At 73.0% G+C, this 16,688-nt stretch carries 13 protein-coding genes and 1 tRNA gene; 5 read left to right on the plus strand and 9 right to left on the minus strand.

Annotation, left to right across the window (positions count from 1 at the left end):
• Positions 1-99: 99 nt before the first annotated feature.
• On the minus strand, positions 100-1,575 hold the full coding sequence (locus tag ACFWPI_RS38435) for a catalase (RefSeq protein ID WP_380380226.1): 1,476 nt from the start codon (positions 1,573-1,575) through the stop codon (positions 100-102).
• Between the two features lie 103 nt (positions 1,576-1,678).
• Between ACFWPI_RS38435 and ACFWPI_RS38440 the strand changes: the two genes are divergently transcribed.
• Positions 1,679-2,098: a Fur family transcriptional regulator gene (locus ACFWPI_RS38440; protein WP_380342835.1), complete on the plus strand. Its 420-nt coding sequence runs from the start codon at positions 1,679-1,681 to the stop codon at positions 2,096-2,098.
• Positions 2,099-2,137: 39 nt separating this feature from the next.
• On the opposite strand, the gene ACFWPI_RS38445 is transcribed toward ACFWPI_RS38440, so the two are convergent.
• The 3 genes from ACFWPI_RS38445 to ACFWPI_RS38455 all read right to left on the minus strand — a co-directional run bounded on the left by ACFWPI_RS38445 (position 2,138) and on the right by ACFWPI_RS38455 (position 7,584).
• Positions 2,138-4,114, minus strand: coding sequence for a tetratricopeptide repeat protein (locus ACFWPI_RS38445; RefSeq protein WP_380380228.1), 1,977 nt, complete (start codon positions 4,112-4,114; stop codon positions 2,138-2,140).
• 356 nt (positions 4,115-4,470) lie between these two features.
• Positions 4,471-4,544, minus strand: a tRNA-Met gene (locus ACFWPI_RS38450).
• A 76-nt stretch (positions 4,545-4,620) separates the two neighbouring features.
• Entirely contained in the window at positions 4,621-7,584 is a 2,964-nt protein-coding gene (locus ACFWPI_RS38455) for a UPF0182 family protein (protein ID WP_380380230.1), read from the minus strand.
• A 199-nt stretch (positions 7,585-7,783) separates the two neighbouring features.
• Between ACFWPI_RS38455 and ACFWPI_RS38460 the strand changes: the two genes are divergently transcribed.
• On the plus strand, positions 7,784-8,365 hold the full coding sequence (locus ACFWPI_RS38460) for a PPA1309 family protein (RefSeq protein WP_380380232.1): 582 nt from the start codon (positions 7,784-7,786) through the stop codon (positions 8,363-8,365).
• 98 nt (positions 8,366-8,463) lie between these two features.
• Here the strand turns inward: ACFWPI_RS38460 and ACFWPI_RS38465 are convergent, their stop codons facing one another.
• From ACFWPI_RS38465 to ACFWPI_RS38480, 4 genes are all read right to left on the minus strand, one after another.
• Positions 8,464-9,579 (minus strand): PDZ domain-containing protein, encoded by a 1,116-nt coding sequence (locus tag ACFWPI_RS38465; RefSeq protein ID WP_380380234.1) that lies wholly within the window; start codon positions 9,577-9,579, stop codon positions 8,464-8,466.
• Positions 9,580-9,621: 42 nt separating this feature from the next.
• Positions 9,622-9,813: a hypothetical protein gene (locus tag ACFWPI_RS38470; protein WP_063347895.1), complete on the minus strand. Its 192-nt coding sequence runs from the start codon at positions 9,811-9,813 to the stop codon at positions 9,622-9,624.
• Positions 9,814-10,097: 284 nt separating this feature from the next.
• Complete coding sequence (locus ACFWPI_RS38475) at positions 10,098-10,538, minus strand: molybdenum cofactor biosynthesis protein MoaE (protein ID WP_363377185.1); 441 nt, start codon at positions 10,536-10,538, stop codon at positions 10,098-10,100.
• Between the two features lie 108 nt (positions 10,539-10,646).
• On the minus strand, positions 10,647-11,795 hold the full coding sequence (locus ACFWPI_RS38480) for an NAD-dependent epimerase/dehydratase family protein (RefSeq protein WP_107452871.1): 1,149 nt from the start codon (positions 11,793-11,795) through the stop codon (positions 10,647-10,649).
• A gap of 200 nt (positions 11,796-11,995) precedes the next feature.
• On the opposite strand from ACFWPI_RS38480, the gene ACFWPI_RS38485 reads away from it, so the two are divergent.
• Positions 11,996-13,561 (plus strand): zinc-dependent metalloprotease, encoded by a 1,566-nt coding sequence (locus tag ACFWPI_RS38485; RefSeq protein ID WP_380380236.1) that lies wholly within the window; start codon positions 11,996-11,998, stop codon positions 13,559-13,561.
• A complete protein-coding gene (locus ACFWPI_RS38490) occupies positions 13,558-14,145 on the plus strand; it encodes an NUDIX hydrolase (protein WP_380380238.1) in 588 nt (195 codons plus the stop codon). The genes ACFWPI_RS38485 and ACFWPI_RS38490 overlap by 4 nt, the downstream gene beginning before the upstream one ends.
• A gap of 223 nt (positions 14,146-14,368) precedes the next feature.
• Here ACFWPI_RS38490 and ACFWPI_RS38495 read toward each other — a convergent pair whose 3' ends face one another.
• Positions 14,369-15,025, minus strand: coding sequence for a M48 family metallopeptidase (locus ACFWPI_RS38495; protein WP_380381070.1), 657 nt, complete (start codon positions 15,023-15,025; stop codon positions 14,369-14,371).
• A 324-nt stretch (positions 15,026-15,349) separates the two neighbouring features.
• Here ACFWPI_RS38495 and ACFWPI_RS38500 point away from each other — a divergent pair, with 324 nt between their 5' ends.
• Positions 15,350-16,438, plus strand: coding sequence for a ThiF family adenylyltransferase (locus ACFWPI_RS38500; RefSeq protein ID WP_380381068.1), 1,089 nt, complete (start codon positions 15,350-15,352; stop codon positions 16,436-16,438).
• Positions 16,439-16,688: the final 250 nt, after the last annotated feature.

The following is a 16,688-nucleotide window of genomic DNA, read 5'->3' on the forward strand; positions in this document are numbered from 1 at the left end:
TGCTTTTTCGGGGGTCGGGGGGGGGCGTGGGGGGGGGGGGGGGGGGTCCCCCGGGGGGGGGGCCCCCGGGCCCCCGCCGCTCATCGGGGCGCGTCCCGGCTACTGCTTGCGCAGCTCCCGGACGGCCGTCTCCAGCCGCTGCCCGTAGTCGGCGTCGGCCTTGCGGAAGTTGTCGACCGCCCGCTCGACGATGTCCTCGCGGTCGGCGGAGACCTTGGCGATGAAGCCGGCCAGGTTGGCGATCAGCCGCTGCTTCTCGTCCTCCGAGAACAGCCGGTACAGGTTGCCGGCCTGCACGAAGTCGTCGTCCTCGGCGTGCGAGGGCGCCTCGTGGTTGCCGGTGGCGCCGGTGACCGCGGTGGCGGCCCACAGCGGGCGGCCGGTCTGCACCGGGCCGCCGAAGCTGTTCGGCTCGTAGTTCTTCTGGCGGCCGTGGCGGCCGTCGTACAGGTGGCCGTCGCGGCTGTTGGTGCGCGCCTCGGTGGCGTGCGGGCGGTTCACCGGCAGGTGGTCGGCGTTGATGCCGACGCGGTAGCGGTGGGCGTCCGCGTACGCGAACAGGCGGCCCTGCAGCATCTTGTCGGGGGACGGGCCGATGCCGGGCACGAAGTGCGACGGGGAGAAGATCGACTGCTCGACCTCGGCGAAGACGTTGTCGGGGTTGCGGTTGAGCTCCAGCCGCCCGATCTCGACCGGCGGGTAGTCGGCGTGCGGCCAGACCTTGGTGAGGTCGAAGGGGTTGAAGCGGTACTGCGCCGCGTCGGCCGCCGGCATGATCTGGACCTGCACGGTCCAGCTGGGGAACTCACCGCGCTCGATCGACTCGCGCAGGTCGCGCTGGTGGCTGTCCGGGTCCTCGCCGGCCAGCCGGTTGGCCTCGTCCTGGGTGAGGTTCCTGATGCCCTGGTCGGTCTTGAAGTGGTACTTGACCCAGAAGTGCTCGCCGGCCTCGTTCTGCCACTGGAAGGTGTGCGAGCCGTAGCCGTTGAGGTGGCGGTAGCTGGCCGGGATGCCGCGGTCGCCGAACAGCCAGGTCACCTGGTGGGTGGCCTCGGGCGACAGGCCCCAGAAGTCCCAGACGTTGTCCGCCTCCTGGGAGCCGGTGTACGGGTCGCGCTTCTGGGTGTGGATGAAGTCGGGGAACTTCACGGCGTCCTTGATGAAGAACACCGGGGTGTTGTTGCCGACGAGGTCGTAGTTGCCCTCCTCGGTGTAGAACTTCAGCGCGAAGCCGCGCGGGTCGCGCACCGCATCGGCCGAGCCGAGGTTGCCGGCCACGGTGGAGAACCGCAGGAAGACCTCGGTCTGCTTGCCGACCTCGGACAGGAACGAGGCCCGGGTGTAGGGCGCCAGGTCGGCGGTCACCGTGAAGGTGCCGTAGGCCGCCGCGCCGCGGGCGTGCACCACGCGCTCCGGGATCCGCTCGCGGTTGAAGTGCGCGAGCTTCTCGAAGAGCTGCTGGTCCTGGATGAGCGCCGGGCCGCCGGGGCCCGCGGTCTCGGTGTTCTGGTTGTCGGCGACGGGGGCACCCGCCTCCGTGGTGAGGGTGGGGCGCAGCTCGTCCTGGGTCGTCATAAGAGGGCCTCCGCGTTATCCGGTCGTGACGACTCGATCCTAACTTGGACTTTGTCCAAGTCAACACTGGAACCAATCTGAGAGCGTGACTTACCCTGTTCCCATGAGCGACCTGCTGGAACGACTTCGCGGACGCGGCTGGCGGCTGACCTCACAGCGCCGGGTCGTGGCCGAGGTCCTAGACGGCGACCACGTCCACCTCACCGCGGACGAGGTGCACGCCCGCGCCGTCGCCCGCCTGCCCGAGATCAGCCGCGCGACCGTCTACAACACCCTCGGCGAACTGGTCGGCCTCGGCGAGGTCCTGGAGGTCGCCACCAACGGGCGCGCCAAGCGCTACGACCCCAACGCCCACCGCGCCCACCAGCACCTGGTCTGCTCCGGCTGCGGCGCCATCCGCGACGTCCACCCGCACGGCGACCCGCTCGCCGCCCTCCCGGCCGACGAACGCTTCGGCTTCACCGTCACCACCGCCGAGGTCACCTACCGCGGCCTGTGCCCGGACTGCACGGGCACGCCGTAACGCGGCCCCGCCCGCCCGGCGGGAACCGCCGGACCCGCCCTACGCGCTCAGCTCCGCGTGCAGCGCGCCCAGCAGGCGCCCGGCCCGCTCCGCCACCTCGGCCGGCCCGTAGTCGGCCGCCCGGCGGCACCAGTTCTCCGCCTGCACCGGCTCCCCCCGGCGCAGCGCCAGCAGCGCCAGGCGCAGCGCCGCCCGCCCGTGCCCGGCGTCGGCCGCCCTGGTGTACCAGAGCATCGCCTGCGCCTCGCGGTCCTGCCGGGCCAGCAGCAGCCCCAGGTTGAAGGCGGCGCTGCGGCTGCCGGCCTCGGCCGCCCGCCGGTACCAGCTCTCGGCGATCTCCAGCGCGCCGCGCTCGGCCGCCCGCACCCCCATCCGCACCTGCGCCCGCCGGTGCCCGGCATCGGCCGCCAGCGCGTACCAGTGCTCGGCCTCGGTGTCCGCGTCACCGCGCCGGTCCAGCACCGAGGCCAGCCGGAACGCGCCCTCCGCCGACCCGCCGGACGCCGCCTGCCGGTAGCGCTCCAGCGCGCCGGCCAGGTTGCCCCGCTGCTCCTGGGCGACGGCCAGTTGCAGCGCGGCCTCGCCGTGGCCCTCGGCGGCGGCCCGCGCGTACCACTCCTGGGCCTGCCGCTGCTCGCCGCGCCCGGCGTGCAGCACGCCCAGGTTGAACGCGCCGTCCACGCTGCCGGCCTCGGCCGCCTTGGAGAACCACGGCTCGGCGCCGGTCTCCTCGCCGCGCTGCAACAGCACCACGGCCAGCGCGTTGCAGGCCTCCCGGTGCCCGGCGTACGCGGCCCGGCGGTACCACTGCTCGGCCTGCTGGTCGCGGCCGGTGGCGACGCAGAGCAGGCCGAGGTTGAAGGCGCCGTTCTGGTCGCCCGCGTCCAGGGCGGTGCGGTACCAGCGCTCGGCCTCCTTGGCCTCGCCGCGGCCGGCGTGCAGGGCGCCCAGCGCGTTGGCGGCGTTGCCGTCGCCGGCCTCGGCGGCCTCCCGCCACCACTCGGCGGCGGCGGCCAGGTCCCCGGAGTCGCGCAGCAGGAAGCCCAGCGCGCAGGCGGCGCGCGGCTCGCCGTTCTGCGCGGACTGCCGGTACCAGCGGGCGGCCTCCTCCAGCAGCGACTGGTCGGTGGCGGCGCGCTCCTCCAGCAGCACGCCCAGGCGCAGCGCGGCGCGGGCGTGGCCGCGGGCGGCGGCGGTGCGGTACCAGGCCTCGGCGGTCTCCTTGTCCCCGGCGGCCTCGCGCATCCGGGCCAGCCGGTAGGCGGCCTCCCGGTGCCCGGCGTCGGCGGAGACCTTGAACCAGCGCTCGGCGCGCACGTCGCGCCGGTGCTCCATCAGGTCGCCCAGCGCGTAGGCGCCGAGCGGGTGGCCGTGGTCGGCGGCGAAGTGCAGCCAGTACTCGGCGGCCTCCTCCTCGCCCTGGTCGCGCAGTTGGAGCCCGAGCGCGTGCGCGGCGGGGGCGCTGCCGGCCACCGCGGCATGGCGCCACCACTGGGCGGCCTCGGCCCGGTGGCCCTGCTGGTGCAGCAGCACGCCGAGGTTGTTGGCGGCGGCGCGCGTCCCGGCGGCCGCGGCGGCGCGCAGGTAGGGCTCGGCGTCCTCCAGGTCGCCGCGGCGCAGCAGCAGGGTGCCGAGCCGGCTGGCGGCGTCCGGGTCGCCGTCGTCGGCGGCCTGCCGGTGGCGGGCCTCCAGCGCGGCGCTCTCGCGGGCGGCCAGCGCGGTCTCGAAGCTGGTGGTGTCCAGACCGGCCGGGTCGAGCGCGGCGGCGTTCGGGCCGTCGGCGGCGGCGCCGTCGGGCCCGTACGGGCGGACGGCGTCGGCGAACTGACGGGTGGACACGTGGACCAGGCTGTCGGGGCCGTAGCCGGCGACCGGGGGGCGCTCGGACAGGCCGCTGGTGCGCTGGGCGGGCAGGGCTCCGGGGCGGCTCTCGGGGCTCTCCGCCCAGGCGTCGGTGTCCGCCTCGGTGGCCGCCGCGGACTTGGTGCCTGACCCGTTCTTGCCGATCAGCCTCATGCCGACTCCCGCTCCCCCAGAGTGTCGCGGCATCGTGCCCCGGCCCGCGGCCGGGGGGACCCCCAGGGGAGGCGCCGGAACCGACGGCCGGTCAGCAGCCGCGCACCGTCCCCCATGTGTCCCATCGTCGCACCACCCGCAACCCGCGTACACCTGCCCCGGCCGAATTCGGGCGGGGCCGACCCGAAGCCGACGAAATTGCTTCGGCGCTTTGTCGATTTCCCGACACTCGGACCCCACAAACCCCTTGCCGTCGTCGTTGGCGACGGTTGATGGTACCGGAGCGGTTCCCACCGCTTCGGGGGGAAAACGCCAGAGGCCCGGAGGAAGAATCCTCCGGGCCTCTGTCCACTGAGTAGCGGGGACAGGATTTGAACCTGCGACCTCTGGGTTATGAGCCCAGCGAGCTACCGAGCTGCTCCACCCCGCGTCGGTAGTTGAACCATAGCACGGGTGCGGGGTGGAACAGGAATCGGTTGCCGCAGCTCAGCGGGCCACGACTACGGCTACGGCTGCCCGGACGGCGATCCGGTCGGCGTCGCACCCGGGGTCGCGCCCGGGGTCGCGCCCGGCGTCGGGGCCTGCACCGGGCTCCCGCCGCGGGCCGCCTCGGCCGCCTTCAGCGCGTCGCCCAGCGCCTTCTGGGCGTTGCCGTAGGCCACCCAGTCGCCGTTCTTGAACGCGGCCTGGCTGTCGTTGTACGCCTTCTCCGCGTCCCCGAGCGCCTTCTGCAGCTCCGGCGAGATCGTCCCGCCCGGCGTCGCCGTCCCCGGAGTGGTCGGCGTCCCCGGGTTGTTCGGCGTGGACGGCGCGGTCGGCGTGGTCCCCGGGGCCGCCCCGGCGAACACCTTCTTCAGCGCGTCCTCCAGGGTGTTCTCGAACGCCACGTTGTCGTTCCCGTACACCGCCAGCACCTTCTGCAGCGTCGGGTACTTGGCGCCGCGTCCGCGCACGTACACCGGCTCGACGTTGAGCAGCCCGCCGCCGACCGGCAGGGTCAGCAGGTTGCCGTACTCCAGCTCGGTGTCACCGCCGCTCTTCAGCGCGAAGATCTGCGAGGCCACCTCCTGCCGGGAGTTGAACGTCGACTGCACCAGGCCCGGGCCGGGGGCGCTGTTGTCCCCCGAGATCTTCAGGATGCGGATCTTCCCGTAGTCCGGCCCCGGATCGGCGTTGACGGCCATGAACGCGGCCAGGTTCGGGCGGCCGTTGGGCACGAAGGTCGTGGTCAGCGAGAAGCTCGCCGAGGTGACCTGCGGGTCCGGCATCCGCACCGTCACGTAGTACGGCGGCTGGACCTGCTTGGTGTCGCTGGTCGGGTCGACCGGGATCTGCCAGATGTCGCTGCCGTTGAAGAAGGAGTTGGCGTCGGTCACGTGGTACTGGCCGAGCAGGTCGCGCTGCACCTTGAACATGTCCTGCGGGTAGCGCAGGTGCGGCAGCAGCGTGCCCGGGATGTCCGCCTTCGGCTCGACGGTGCCGGGGAACGCCTTCATCCAGGTCTTCAGCACCGGGTCCTGCTCGTCCCACTGGTAGAGCTTCACCTCGCCGGTGTAGGCGTCCACCGTGGCCTTGACCGAGTTGCGGATGTAGTTGACCTGGTTGGCGACGGTCAGCAGCTCACCGCGCTGGTTGGTCAGCGAGTCCTTGGTCGCGGTGCCCAGCGTCGTCTTCGACGAGAACGGGTAGCCGTCCGAGGTGGTGTAGCCGTCCAGCACCCAGACCACCCGGCCGTCCTGCACCACCGGGTACGCGTCGGCGTCGATGGACAGCCACGGGGCGACCTTCTCCACCCGCTCCTTCGGCGTCCGGTTGTAGATCACCTTCGCGCCGTCGGTGATCGCCCCCGCGTACAGGATCTGCGGCTCGGCGAAGCGCACCGCGTACGCGGCCCGGGTGATCGGGTTGTCCAGCGAGACACCGCTGTTGCCGGTGTAGGTGTACTCCTTGTTCTCGCCGGTCTTGGTGGTGTAGTCGATCTCCTTGTTCGAGCCGCCGACGATCGAGTACGACGTCGTCTTCTCGCCGTAGTAGATCCGCTGCTGGTAGTCGCCCAGCGCACCGGTGGCCGGCAGGCCGGACTCGGTGAACACCGGCTCGCCCTTGTCGCTGACCTGGTTGCCCTTGGCGACGACCGCGCCGTAGCCGTGGGTGTACTTGAAGTGGTCGTTGATCCAGTTGCGCTGCACGCCGTTGAGGTCCAGCTCGCGCAGACCGATCACGGTGTCCTGCTTGTCCGTGCCGGAGCCGTAGCGGTCCACGTCCAGGGTGTTCGGGAAGGCGTAGTAGTTGCGCTGCTGCTCGATCGACTGGAAGGTCGGCGAGACGACGTTCGGGTCCAGCAGCCGGATGTCGGAGATGGTCTGCGCGTCCGGCTTGAGCGCCTCGGCCGTCGTCGACCCCTGCGGGCTGTACTGGGTGGTCTGCGCGTCCGCGATCCCGTACGCCTGCCGCGTCGCGTCGATGTTCTTCTGGATGTACGGCGTTTCCTTGGCCTGCTCGTTCGGCTTGACCTGGAACTGCTGCACGATCGCCGGGTACAGCCCGCCGATCAGCACCGCCGACAGCACCATCAGCCCCAGCCCGATCAGGGCCGGCGCCCAGGTGCGGCGCACCGGCGTCAGGAAGAACAGCAGCGCGCAGATGATCGCCACGAAGAACAGGATCGTCTTGGCCGGCAGGAACGCGTTGGCGTCCACGTAGCGCAGGCCCGTCCAGCCGGAGACCCCCTTGTAGGAGCCGGTCTTCACGGCCAGCGCGTACCGGTCCAGCCAGTACGCCACCGCCTTCAGCAGCACGAACACGCCCAGCAGCACCGCCAGGTGCCCCTGCGCGCCCGCGCTCGCCCGACGGCCCGGGCCCTGCAGCCGCAGCCCCCCGTACAGGTAGTGCACCAGCGCCGAGGTCAGCAGCGAGACGATCACCGCGCTGAACGCGAAGCCCAGCACGAACTCGTAGAACGGCAGGTCGAAGGCGTAGAACGAGACGTCCATGCCGAACTGGGCGTCCTTCTCGCCGAAGGGCGTCGCGTTCGTCCACATCAGCCAGGTCCGCCACTGGCCGGACGCCGCGGCGCCCGCCACCAGGCCGATCACCAGCGAGACGCCGATCAGCGCCCAGCGCTTGAACGGCGCCAGGCCCGAGCGGTAGCGGTCCAGGCTCTGCTGCTCGACCGACATCGCCGACAGCGGCGGCCGCAGCCGGTGCGCCAGCCAGACGTTGAAGCCGACGATCACCGCCATCAGCAGGCCGAACACCGCGAACAGGCCGATCTTCGTCCACAGCTGCGTGGTGAACACCGAGGAGTAACGGACGGACCTGAACCACAGCCAGTCCGTCCAGAACCCGGCGAACATGACGAACAGCAGGAACAGCACCGCGAGTACGCCCAGGGTCAGCAGGGCCACCCGCGCCCGCCGGGAGGGCGGCCCTACCCTGCGCCGGAAACCCGGCCCTGAGCGTTCCGGCATCTGGAATACCACGGTGGCACCTCAGCTGTGTCGTCTGGAGTCACTGGAGTCAGTCGGTCTTCAGGGAAACTTAACCAGGCTTTGGCCGAGTTCCCACCGTTAGCAGACGGTTACGACGACGTTCCCCGTCCCGGCCGTTCCCCGGCCCACTCGCGGCGCCCGGCGCCCGGGCCCCCGCCCGGCGTGTGAGGATTGAGGCATGTCCGACGCGTCCAATGCACTCAACCCCCCCGGCTCCCCCGACGACGTCTCCAAGCTCCCCGCCGCCACCCCACTCACCCGGGCCGCGCTGGAGATCGACGAGTACGCCGCCACGCTCGGCTGGGACCTCCCGGCCCGGCTGTTCGCCCTGGTGGACAGCACCGCCCTGCGCAAGGCCGACCCGAAGATCGCCGCCCAGCTCGGCCTCGGCGACGACGACACGGCCGGCCTCACCCCGGTCGAGCAGGACGAGCTGCCGGCCGGCATGGAGCTGGACAAGTTCCTCGGCACCATCGCCTGGCCCGACGCGGTGGTCGGCTGCGCCCTGGTCGTCGAGCGCCTGATGCTGCCGCCGGGCTCCGAGCAGACCCGCCCGCGCAACGCCAGCGACGCCCAGCTCGCCGAGTGGGTGGCCAACCACCCCAAGCGCGAGGAGGTGCGGATCACCGCCGCCGTGCTGCGCAACGGCAAGAAGGAGATCGCGCTGCGGCTGCGCTCCAAGGACGTCGCCCGCGAGGTGCTGACCGGCCCGGACCTGGTGCCCGGCCTGACCGCGGCGCTGCTGGCGACCTTCTCGTAGCCCCCCGGCCGCACCACTCCACGTTCACGGCACTACGCCACGGCACTACGGCCGCGGCATTAGTTCACGGCATTAGTTCACGGCACTACTTCACGGCACTACTTCACGGCGCAGGACGGCAGCGCGGAGGTCTGCCCGGAGCGGATCTGCTCCAGCGACTTCAGCGCGCCGTCCAGCGTGTCCGTCTTGATCAGGTTCAGTCCGGACGGGACGTTCTTGGTCGCCTCGGCGCAGTTCGAGGACGGGGTGAAGAAGTACTCGGCGCCGGCGTCCCGGGCGGCGATCAGCTTCATCGATATCCCGCCGATCGGGCCGACCTTGCCGTCGTCGTCGATGGTGCCGGTGCCCGCCACGAACCGGCCGCCGGTGAGGTCGCCGCCGGGGGTGAGCTTGTCGATGATGCCGAGCGAGAACATCAGCCCGGCGCTCGGCCCGCCGACGTCCTGGAGGCCGATGTCGATCTGGAACGGGTAGGTGTGCCGGATCGTGGTGCCGATGCCGACCACCGCGAGTTCCGCCCGCTCGGCCGGGGCCTTCGGGTCGAGGTCCTTGGCCCGCACGGTGGGGACGGTGACGTCGGTCCGGTCCCCCGGGTTGGCGCCGCCGTTGCCGGTCGCGTCCTTGACCCGCGGGACGACGGTGAAGACCGCCGACTCGCCCGGCTTGTGCTTGGTGACCGCGGCCACCACCTGCTCGACCGTGCCGACCGGCGTGCCGTCGACGGCCACGATCTGGTCGCCCGCGTGCAGCCGGCCCTCCGCCGGAGCCCCCGCCGTGACCGATTTGATGATCAGCTCGGTGCCGACCGGGATGCCCAGCTGGTTGAGCGCGGCGGTGCGGGCGCTGTCCTCGGAGGAGGCGAACTCCTCGGCGTTCTGCTTCTTGGCGTCGGCGTCCGTCTGCCCCTTCGGGTAGACGTTGTCGTGCGGCACGACCATCACGTCGTCGCGAAGCCACCCGACCACCGCGTTGACCAGGCTGGGCTCGTACTTGGCCCCGGTGACCTGGACGGTGGTCATGTTGAGGTGCCCGGTGGTCGGGTACGAGTCGCGCCCGGTGATGGTGATCACCGACTTGCCCCCCTGGTTGCCGAGCGTGTTGTACGTCGGCCCCGGGCTCATCTCCGTGTACGGCACCTTCATCAGCACCGAGACGCAGAGCAGCGCTATGAGCAGCAGGGTGGCAGCGAGCATCGTCGCGGAGCGGCGTGGCATGCCTCGACAGTACGGGACGCGGATGAGCGGACGCCCCCCGGGCTACCGGCCGGAACCGTCCTCGGAGGCGGTGCTCCCGGCGGTGGTGCGTTCCATCGCGGCCATGAAGCGCCGGTGCTCGGCGAGCGAGGCCGGGTCCCCCGTGGCCCTCGGGGCGCGTTGGGCCCAGCCCGCCCACAAGGCGGCGAGCAGGACGGCGATGACCGGAATGATCAACCAGGCGAGCGCACCCATATCAGTACTCCCAGCTCGTCGTGTCTATGAGCAGATTAACCACTCCGGCGGACAACGCGGGCGGCGCCGTCCGGGTTACGGGACGGCCGATCGGCTCACTGCCAGGGAGTATTCGGCCCACTGACCCGGACCCGTTCGAGTGAGAGCCCGGCCCGTCCGGCATGCTCGTCGCATTCCGTGCACCGGTGGCGACTCTCCGCAGCCGATCGACCTCTTCGGACCCCTTCAGGCCCCGTCCGGTCGCGGCCGGTCCGATCCGGTCCGGCCCACAGGGGGCGCCCGGGTCAGCAGCTGCCGGCGCCGACCCACTCCTCCTCGCCGTCGGCGAAGACCTGGTGCTTCCAGATCGGCACCTCGTGCTTGAGGTCGTCGATCAGCCGCCGGGCGGCCGCGAAGGCCTCGCCCCGGTGGGCGCAGGACACGGCGACGATCACCGCCTTGTCGGTGATCTCCAGCCGGCCGACCCGGTGCACCGCGGCCAGCGCCCGCACCGGGAAGTCGGCGACGACCTTCTCCGCGATCCGGCGCATCTCCTGCTCGGCGGTGGGGTGGCAGCTGTATTCCAGCGCGGTGACCGACTTGCCACCGTCGTGGTCGCGGACCGTCCCGACGAAGACGGTCGTCCCGCCGGCCGCGTCGTCGCCGACCGCCTCGTACACCTCGTCCAGCGAGAGCGGGGTGTCGCGGACGGCGAGCAGGCGGATGGGGTCCTGGTTCTCGGGCATGCCCCCATGATTCCCCATCCCGGGTGGTTTGAGGCAAGCAGGTTCCGCATCACGATGGCGGGATTCCGCATCGTGAGAAAATCTGCTCCCCCCTCGGGGCCACCGGCCTCAGAAGCGGCGCCGCTTGCGGGCCCGGCGCACCAGCGCGGCCGTACCGACCAGCGCCACCGTCGCCCCGGCCGCCCCCAGGCTGGTCGCGGCCTCCTTGCCGCCCAGCCGGCGCCCGGCCACCGCGTGCTTCCCGGCGACCTGGCCCAGCAGCTCGGCCAGCACCTGCTCGTTGCTGTGCTCCGGACGCCAGCCCGCCTCGTGCAACCGGCTGCCGGACACCACCCACGGGTACATCGTGTAGGCCAGGTCCCCCGCCGGGGCCGGGGTCAGGCCCAGCCGGTGCAGCCGGGCCGCGGTGCCCAGCGCCAGCGAGGCCGGCAGCTCCATCCGCCGGATCCCCGACAGCCGCTCCACGTCCTCCTGCTCCAGCCAGCCGTCGCAGCCGACCGTCACCTCGCCCTCCACCAGGCCCAGCGCCGCGTACTCCAGCGCCGCCGCCAGGTCGTCCACGTGGCAGAACTGCCAGCACGGGCGGGAACCGGCCACCACCAGCAGCCGCGGCGCCTCGAAGTGCCGGGTCAGCACGGTGTCCACACCGGGGCCGACCACCACCGCCGGACGCAGCACCGTCACCTGCAGCCCCGGGTGGGCGCGCGGCGCCCGGCGGGCCAGGCGCTCGATCTCCAGCAGGTCCCCGACCAGCGAGGCCTCCTCGGTCGCCCGCAGCTCGGAGTCCTCGGCCAGCGGCACCTCGTTGTCGGCCAGCGCGCCGTAGACCATCGCGGAGGTGCAGAGCACCACCCGGTGCACCCCGGCGGCCGCGGCCGCCGTCAGCACGGTCTGCGCGCCGCGCACGTTGTAGGCGCTGCGGGCGCGCGGATCCGACTCCATGCCGAAGTCCATCGCCAGGTGCACCACCACGTCCACCCCGGACAACCGCTCGGCCACCGCGGGGTCCCGCACGTCCAGCACCCGCCACTGCACACCCGGCACCTCACCGCGCCGGTCGTCCACCGCCAGCACCCTGCGCACGTGCGGCGAGGCGACCAGACGGGCCGCGACCCGCTCGCCGATCACGCCGGCGGCACCGGTGACGGCCACGGTCAGCGGCCGTCCGCCGTAGGCTGGAGGCGGCGACGCCGTGATGTCCGGGGCGTCCTCGTCTCCGGTCAGCCCAGAGCGAACGTCCGAAGGCGGGGAACTCACCGACCATCCTCCACGGTTAGCTTATGTGCGTACGGACGTGTGTCACGTACGTCCATCCTGCCCGAGGCGAAGGCCCGGCGGTGCACCCGGCGCGGGCCTGCCGCACTGGAGCCGCCCACGAGTCCCCCACTCCGCCGGTGCCCCGGGCGGGCAGCACTTCCCGCCACACCCGTATGACGGCCGACCGGATCGAGGACCCCGTGAGCGACCTTCCCTTCGGATTCGGCGTTCCGCCCGAGGAGCCCGAGGACGGCAAGGCCAAGCCCGACAACGAGCAGCAGAAGAAGGACCAGAGCTCCGCAGGCTCCGACCAGAGCGGTGCGCAGCCGTTCGGCTTCGGCGCCGGCAACCCGTTCGGCGCCCTGTTCGGCATGCCCGGCATGCCCGGCGGCGGAGCCCCGGGCGGCCCCGGCGGGGCCGAAAACCCGTTCGCCGCGATGTTCGGCGGCCTCAACCCCAACGACCTCGGCAGCGCGTTCCAGCAGCTCGGGCAGATGCTCTCGTTCGAGGGCGGCCCGGTGAACTGGGACCTCGCCAAGAACATCGCCCGCCAGAGCGTCGTCGCCGAACCCGCCGAGGGCAAGAGCAAGGACCGCTCGGTCAGCGCCGCCGAGCACTCCGCCGTCGCCGAGGCCGTCCGGCTCGCCGACCTGTGGCTCGACGGCGTCACCGAGTTCCCCTCCGGCGCCGCCTCCGCCGTCGCCTGGAGCCGCGCCGAGTGGATCGAGGCCACCCTCCCGGTCTGGAAGGACCTCGTCGACCCGGTCGCCGAGCGGGTCGGCAACGCCATGGGCGGCGTCCTGCCCGAGGAGATGCAGGCCATGGCCGGCCCGCTGATGGGCATGATGCGCTCCATGGGCGGCGCCATGTTCGGCACCCAGATCGGCCAGGCGCTCGGCGCCCTCGCCGGCGAGGTGGTCGGCTCCGCCGACGTCGGCCTGCCGCTCGCCCCGGCCGGCAAGGCCGCACTGCTGCCGCAGAACGTCGCCGAGTTCGGCGAGGGCCTGAACGTGCCCGCCGACGAAGTCCGGCTCTACCTCGCCCTGCGCGAGGCCGCCCACCAGCGGCTCTTCGCCCACGTGCCGTGGCTGCGGGCCCACCTGCTCGGCGCCGTCGAGGCCTACGCCCGCGGCATCAAGGTCGACACCTCCCGGATGGAGGAGCTCGTCGGCCAGCTCGACCCGAACAACCCGGAGGCGCTCCAGGAGGCGCTGGCCGGCGGGCTGCTCCAGCCCGAGGACACCCCCGAGCAGAAGGCCGCGCTCGCCCGCCTGGAGACCGCGCTCGCGCTGCTCGAAGGCTGGGTCGACGCGGTCGTGCACGCCGCCGCCGAACCGCACCTGCCGCAGGCCGGCGCGCTGCGCGAGACCGTCCGCCGCCGCCGCGCCGCCGGCGGGCCCGCCGAACAGACCTTCGCCACCCTGGTCGGCCTGGAGCTGCGCCCGCGCCGGCTGCGCGACGCCGCCCGGCTGTGGGCGCTGCTCGCCGACGCGCGCGGCATCGAGGGCCGCGACGCGCTCTGGCAGCACCCGGACATGCTGCCCACCGCCGCCGACCTGGACGACCCGGACGCCTTCGTGCACCGGGGCACCGGCGACCTGGAGGGCGGCCTCGACTTCGACGCGATCGACAAGCTGCTCGGCGAGGCCGCCGCGGGCGGCACCGCCGCCAAGCCGGACCTCACCAAGAACGACGGGCCGGCGAAGAGCGACGAGCCGAAGCAGGACGGCGACGGCACCGACGGAAAGGGCGAGCCCACCGCATGACGGCCACCGACACCGGGGCGACGTCCCTGCACGCGGACGCCGTGCGCACCCTGACCGGGTGGCGCCCCGCCGACGAGGAGCAGGACCGGCTGCGGCTCGACTACCTGGCACACCTGGCCGAGCAGCCCGAGGGCCTGTACCGGTCCTGCCTGCCCGCGCACATCACCGCGAGCGCGGCGGTCGTCGACCCGGCGGCCGGGCGGGTGCTGCTCACCCTGCACCCCAAGGTCGGCATCTGGCTGCAGATGGGCGGGCACTGCGAGCCCGACGACCGGGACCTCGCGTCGGCGGCGCTGCGGGAGGCCGTCGAGGAGTCCGGCATCCCCGACCTGTCCCTGCTGGAGGTGGACGGCGTCCCGGTGCCGGCCAAGCTGGACCGGCACCTGGTCCGCTGCACCGGCAAGGACCGGCCGGAGAACACCCACCTGGACGTCCAGTACATCGCGGTGGCCCCGGCCGGTGCACAGGCGCTGATCAGCGAGGAGTCGCTGGACCTGCGCTGGTTCGACTACGACCGGCTGCCGGAGCTGACCGACCACTCGGTGCGGGACCTGGTGGCACGGGCCCGCCGGCTGACCAGCTGAGGTGAAACCCGAAGAGGGGGGGGGGGGGGGCGAAGACGCACCCCCCCACCGAGTGTTTAGCCCCGCGCCCCCGACGAAGGGTTACCGAGGTCGCCGAGCCCCCCCCCACCCCACCCGGGGCCCCACCCCCCCCCCCCCCCCTCTTTTCGTTCCCCGCGTCATTCTCCGCGTCGTTCTCCTCGCCGCCCTCTTCACCGCCACCTCCCGGCCGGGCGTCAAGCCGTCAGCCGCAGGAACAGGCCGGATCGGCATCCCGGTCGGCGTGCCGGGCGCCGGGGATGTGCGGCAGCCGGGCCGCCGAGACCACGCCCTCCAGGTAGCCGCGGGCCCGCTCGGTCCGGGGGTAGGCCTCCAGCAGGGCCCAGAACGCCGGGCCGTGGTCCGGCACCAGCAGGTGGGCGAGCTCGTGCAGCAGCACGTAGTCGAGGACGTACTCCGGCATGCCCTGCAGACGGTGGGAGAGGCGGATCGTCCCCTCGCTGGGGGTGCACGAGCCCCAGCGCGAGTTCTGGTTGGTGACCCAGCGGACCTGGGCGGGCCGGGCGCGATCGCCCAGGTAGGCGGCCGACAGCCCGCGGGCCCGGTCCATCAGCGCGTCGTCGCCGAGGATCCGGCGGCTCTCCTGGGCGGCGAGCTTCTCCAGCATCTGCGCGACCCAGCGCTGCTCCTCGGCGTGCGACATCCGGGCCGGGATCAGCACGATCGTGCGGTCGCCCTCGCGGTAGGCCGAGACGGTGCGACTGCGGCGGGCGCTGCGGCGCACTTCCACCCGGCCGCGGTCGTGCGGCTCCGGTGGCGCGACGGCGGCCGGGTGCTGCGGCGACGCGGGCCTCGCCTGCTGATCCTGGTCCCGACGCCCACGCGTGCCGGGCGCCGCCACTTGCGACCCGGACGCTGCACGGGCACGCCGACGCGACGCCGGTGGATGGGAGTCCCGCTCGGCTGCCATGGCACACGACGTTACCCGGTACCACGGACAGAAGTCCGGTGCCGTGGCCGAAATCTTTCGTGGAGTGATCGGGAACGAAAAGTCGACGGCGGGTGTCCGGAAACTGGCGCCGGAGCGGATGGGCAGTTATCCACAGGGTCTGCGAACAGATGATGTGATCATGAGCCCGAGCCTGTGGATAACTTTGCGCACGACGTCGGCGCGATGGGGCATGCTGCGGTCAGCCGTCCGGAAACGATCGGAAGGGAGATCGCCGTGCGCCTCGTACTGAAGCCCGCCCTGTCCCGCAGCTGGCGGGACTCCGACACCCTGCAGTTCGGGACCATCACCCGCTACGCCGGGGTGCTCGGCCAGGCCGACAAGACCCTCTGCGACTTCCTCGGCCTGGTCGACGGGACCAGGGAGCGCCCCGAACTGCTGGAGGCCGGCGAGCAGCTCGGCCTGGGCCGGGAGCCCGCCGACGCACTGCTGACCGACCTGGAGGAGACCGGGTTACTGGACGACGCGGAGGCGACCGGCACCGCGCTGGCCCGCTTCCCCCAGCCCCACCGGGACCTGCTCGGGCCGGACCTCGCCTCACTGTCCCTGGTCCACTCCGGCCCCGGCGCCGCACCGGCGGTCCTGGCCCGACGGGCCGGCGCCCGGATCGAGGTCCGCGGCGCGGGCCGGGTGGGCGCCGCCGTGGCGGCCGTGCTCTCGGCCGGCGGGGCGGGCACGGTCACCGTGGTGGACGGCGGCCGGGTGCGCCCCGGGGACTGCTCCCCGGCAGGACTGCCGCCGGGGGACGTCGGGCGGCTGCGGTTGACGGCCGCCCGGGAGGCCGTGCAACGGGCGTCGGGCCGACCACTGGTGCCCGTGCCCCGGCGAAAGCCCGACGGGCCGCCGCCCGACCTCGTGGTGCTCGCGCCCCGGGACGGGAGCGGGGCGTTCGCCGGCGGGACGTACGAGGCCCGACTGCTGCTCCGGGCCGGGGTGCCGCACCTGTACGTCGGATTGGTCGAGGAGTTCGGGGTGGTCGGGCCCCTGGTGCTGCCAGGGGTGTCGGCCTGCGGACACTGCCTGGTCCTACGCCGGGAGGACGAGGACGCCGCTTGGCCCCGGATCCTGGCCCAGCTGGCGGACGGCGGGCCCGGCCGGGCGCGCACCCCGGCCTGCGACACGGCCCTGGCCACGATGGTGGCCGGCCTGGCGGCACTGCACGTCCAGATCCACCTGGACGGCGGGCGGCCGCCGAGCGTGGACGGATGGTGCGAGGTATCGGCCGGCGAAGGGATGCCACGACGTCTGCGACTGCGCGGACATCCGGACTGCGGGTGCCTCTGGCAGCCGCAGCCACCGAGGTAAGGAGGAGAGGAACCCGCCGGGCGCAGGCCCGGCCGAGGAGAGGAACCTGCCGGGCGCAGGCCCGGCGGCTGCGAGGCTCGGCAGCCGCCCGGCCCCACGCCACGGCGGCCCGGGCCGGCGCCCGGCCAGGTGAGCCCATGGCCAGGTGAGCCCATGGCCAGGTGAGCCCATGGCCAGGTGAGCCCATGGCCAGGTGAGCCCATGGCCAGGTGAGCCCATGGCCAGGTGAGCCCATGGCCAGGTGAGCCCA

Source organism: Kitasatospora sp. NPDC058492 (assembly GCF_042720685.1).
Lineage (GTDB): Bacteria > Actinomycetota > Actinomycetes > Streptomycetales > Streptomycetaceae > Kitasatospora.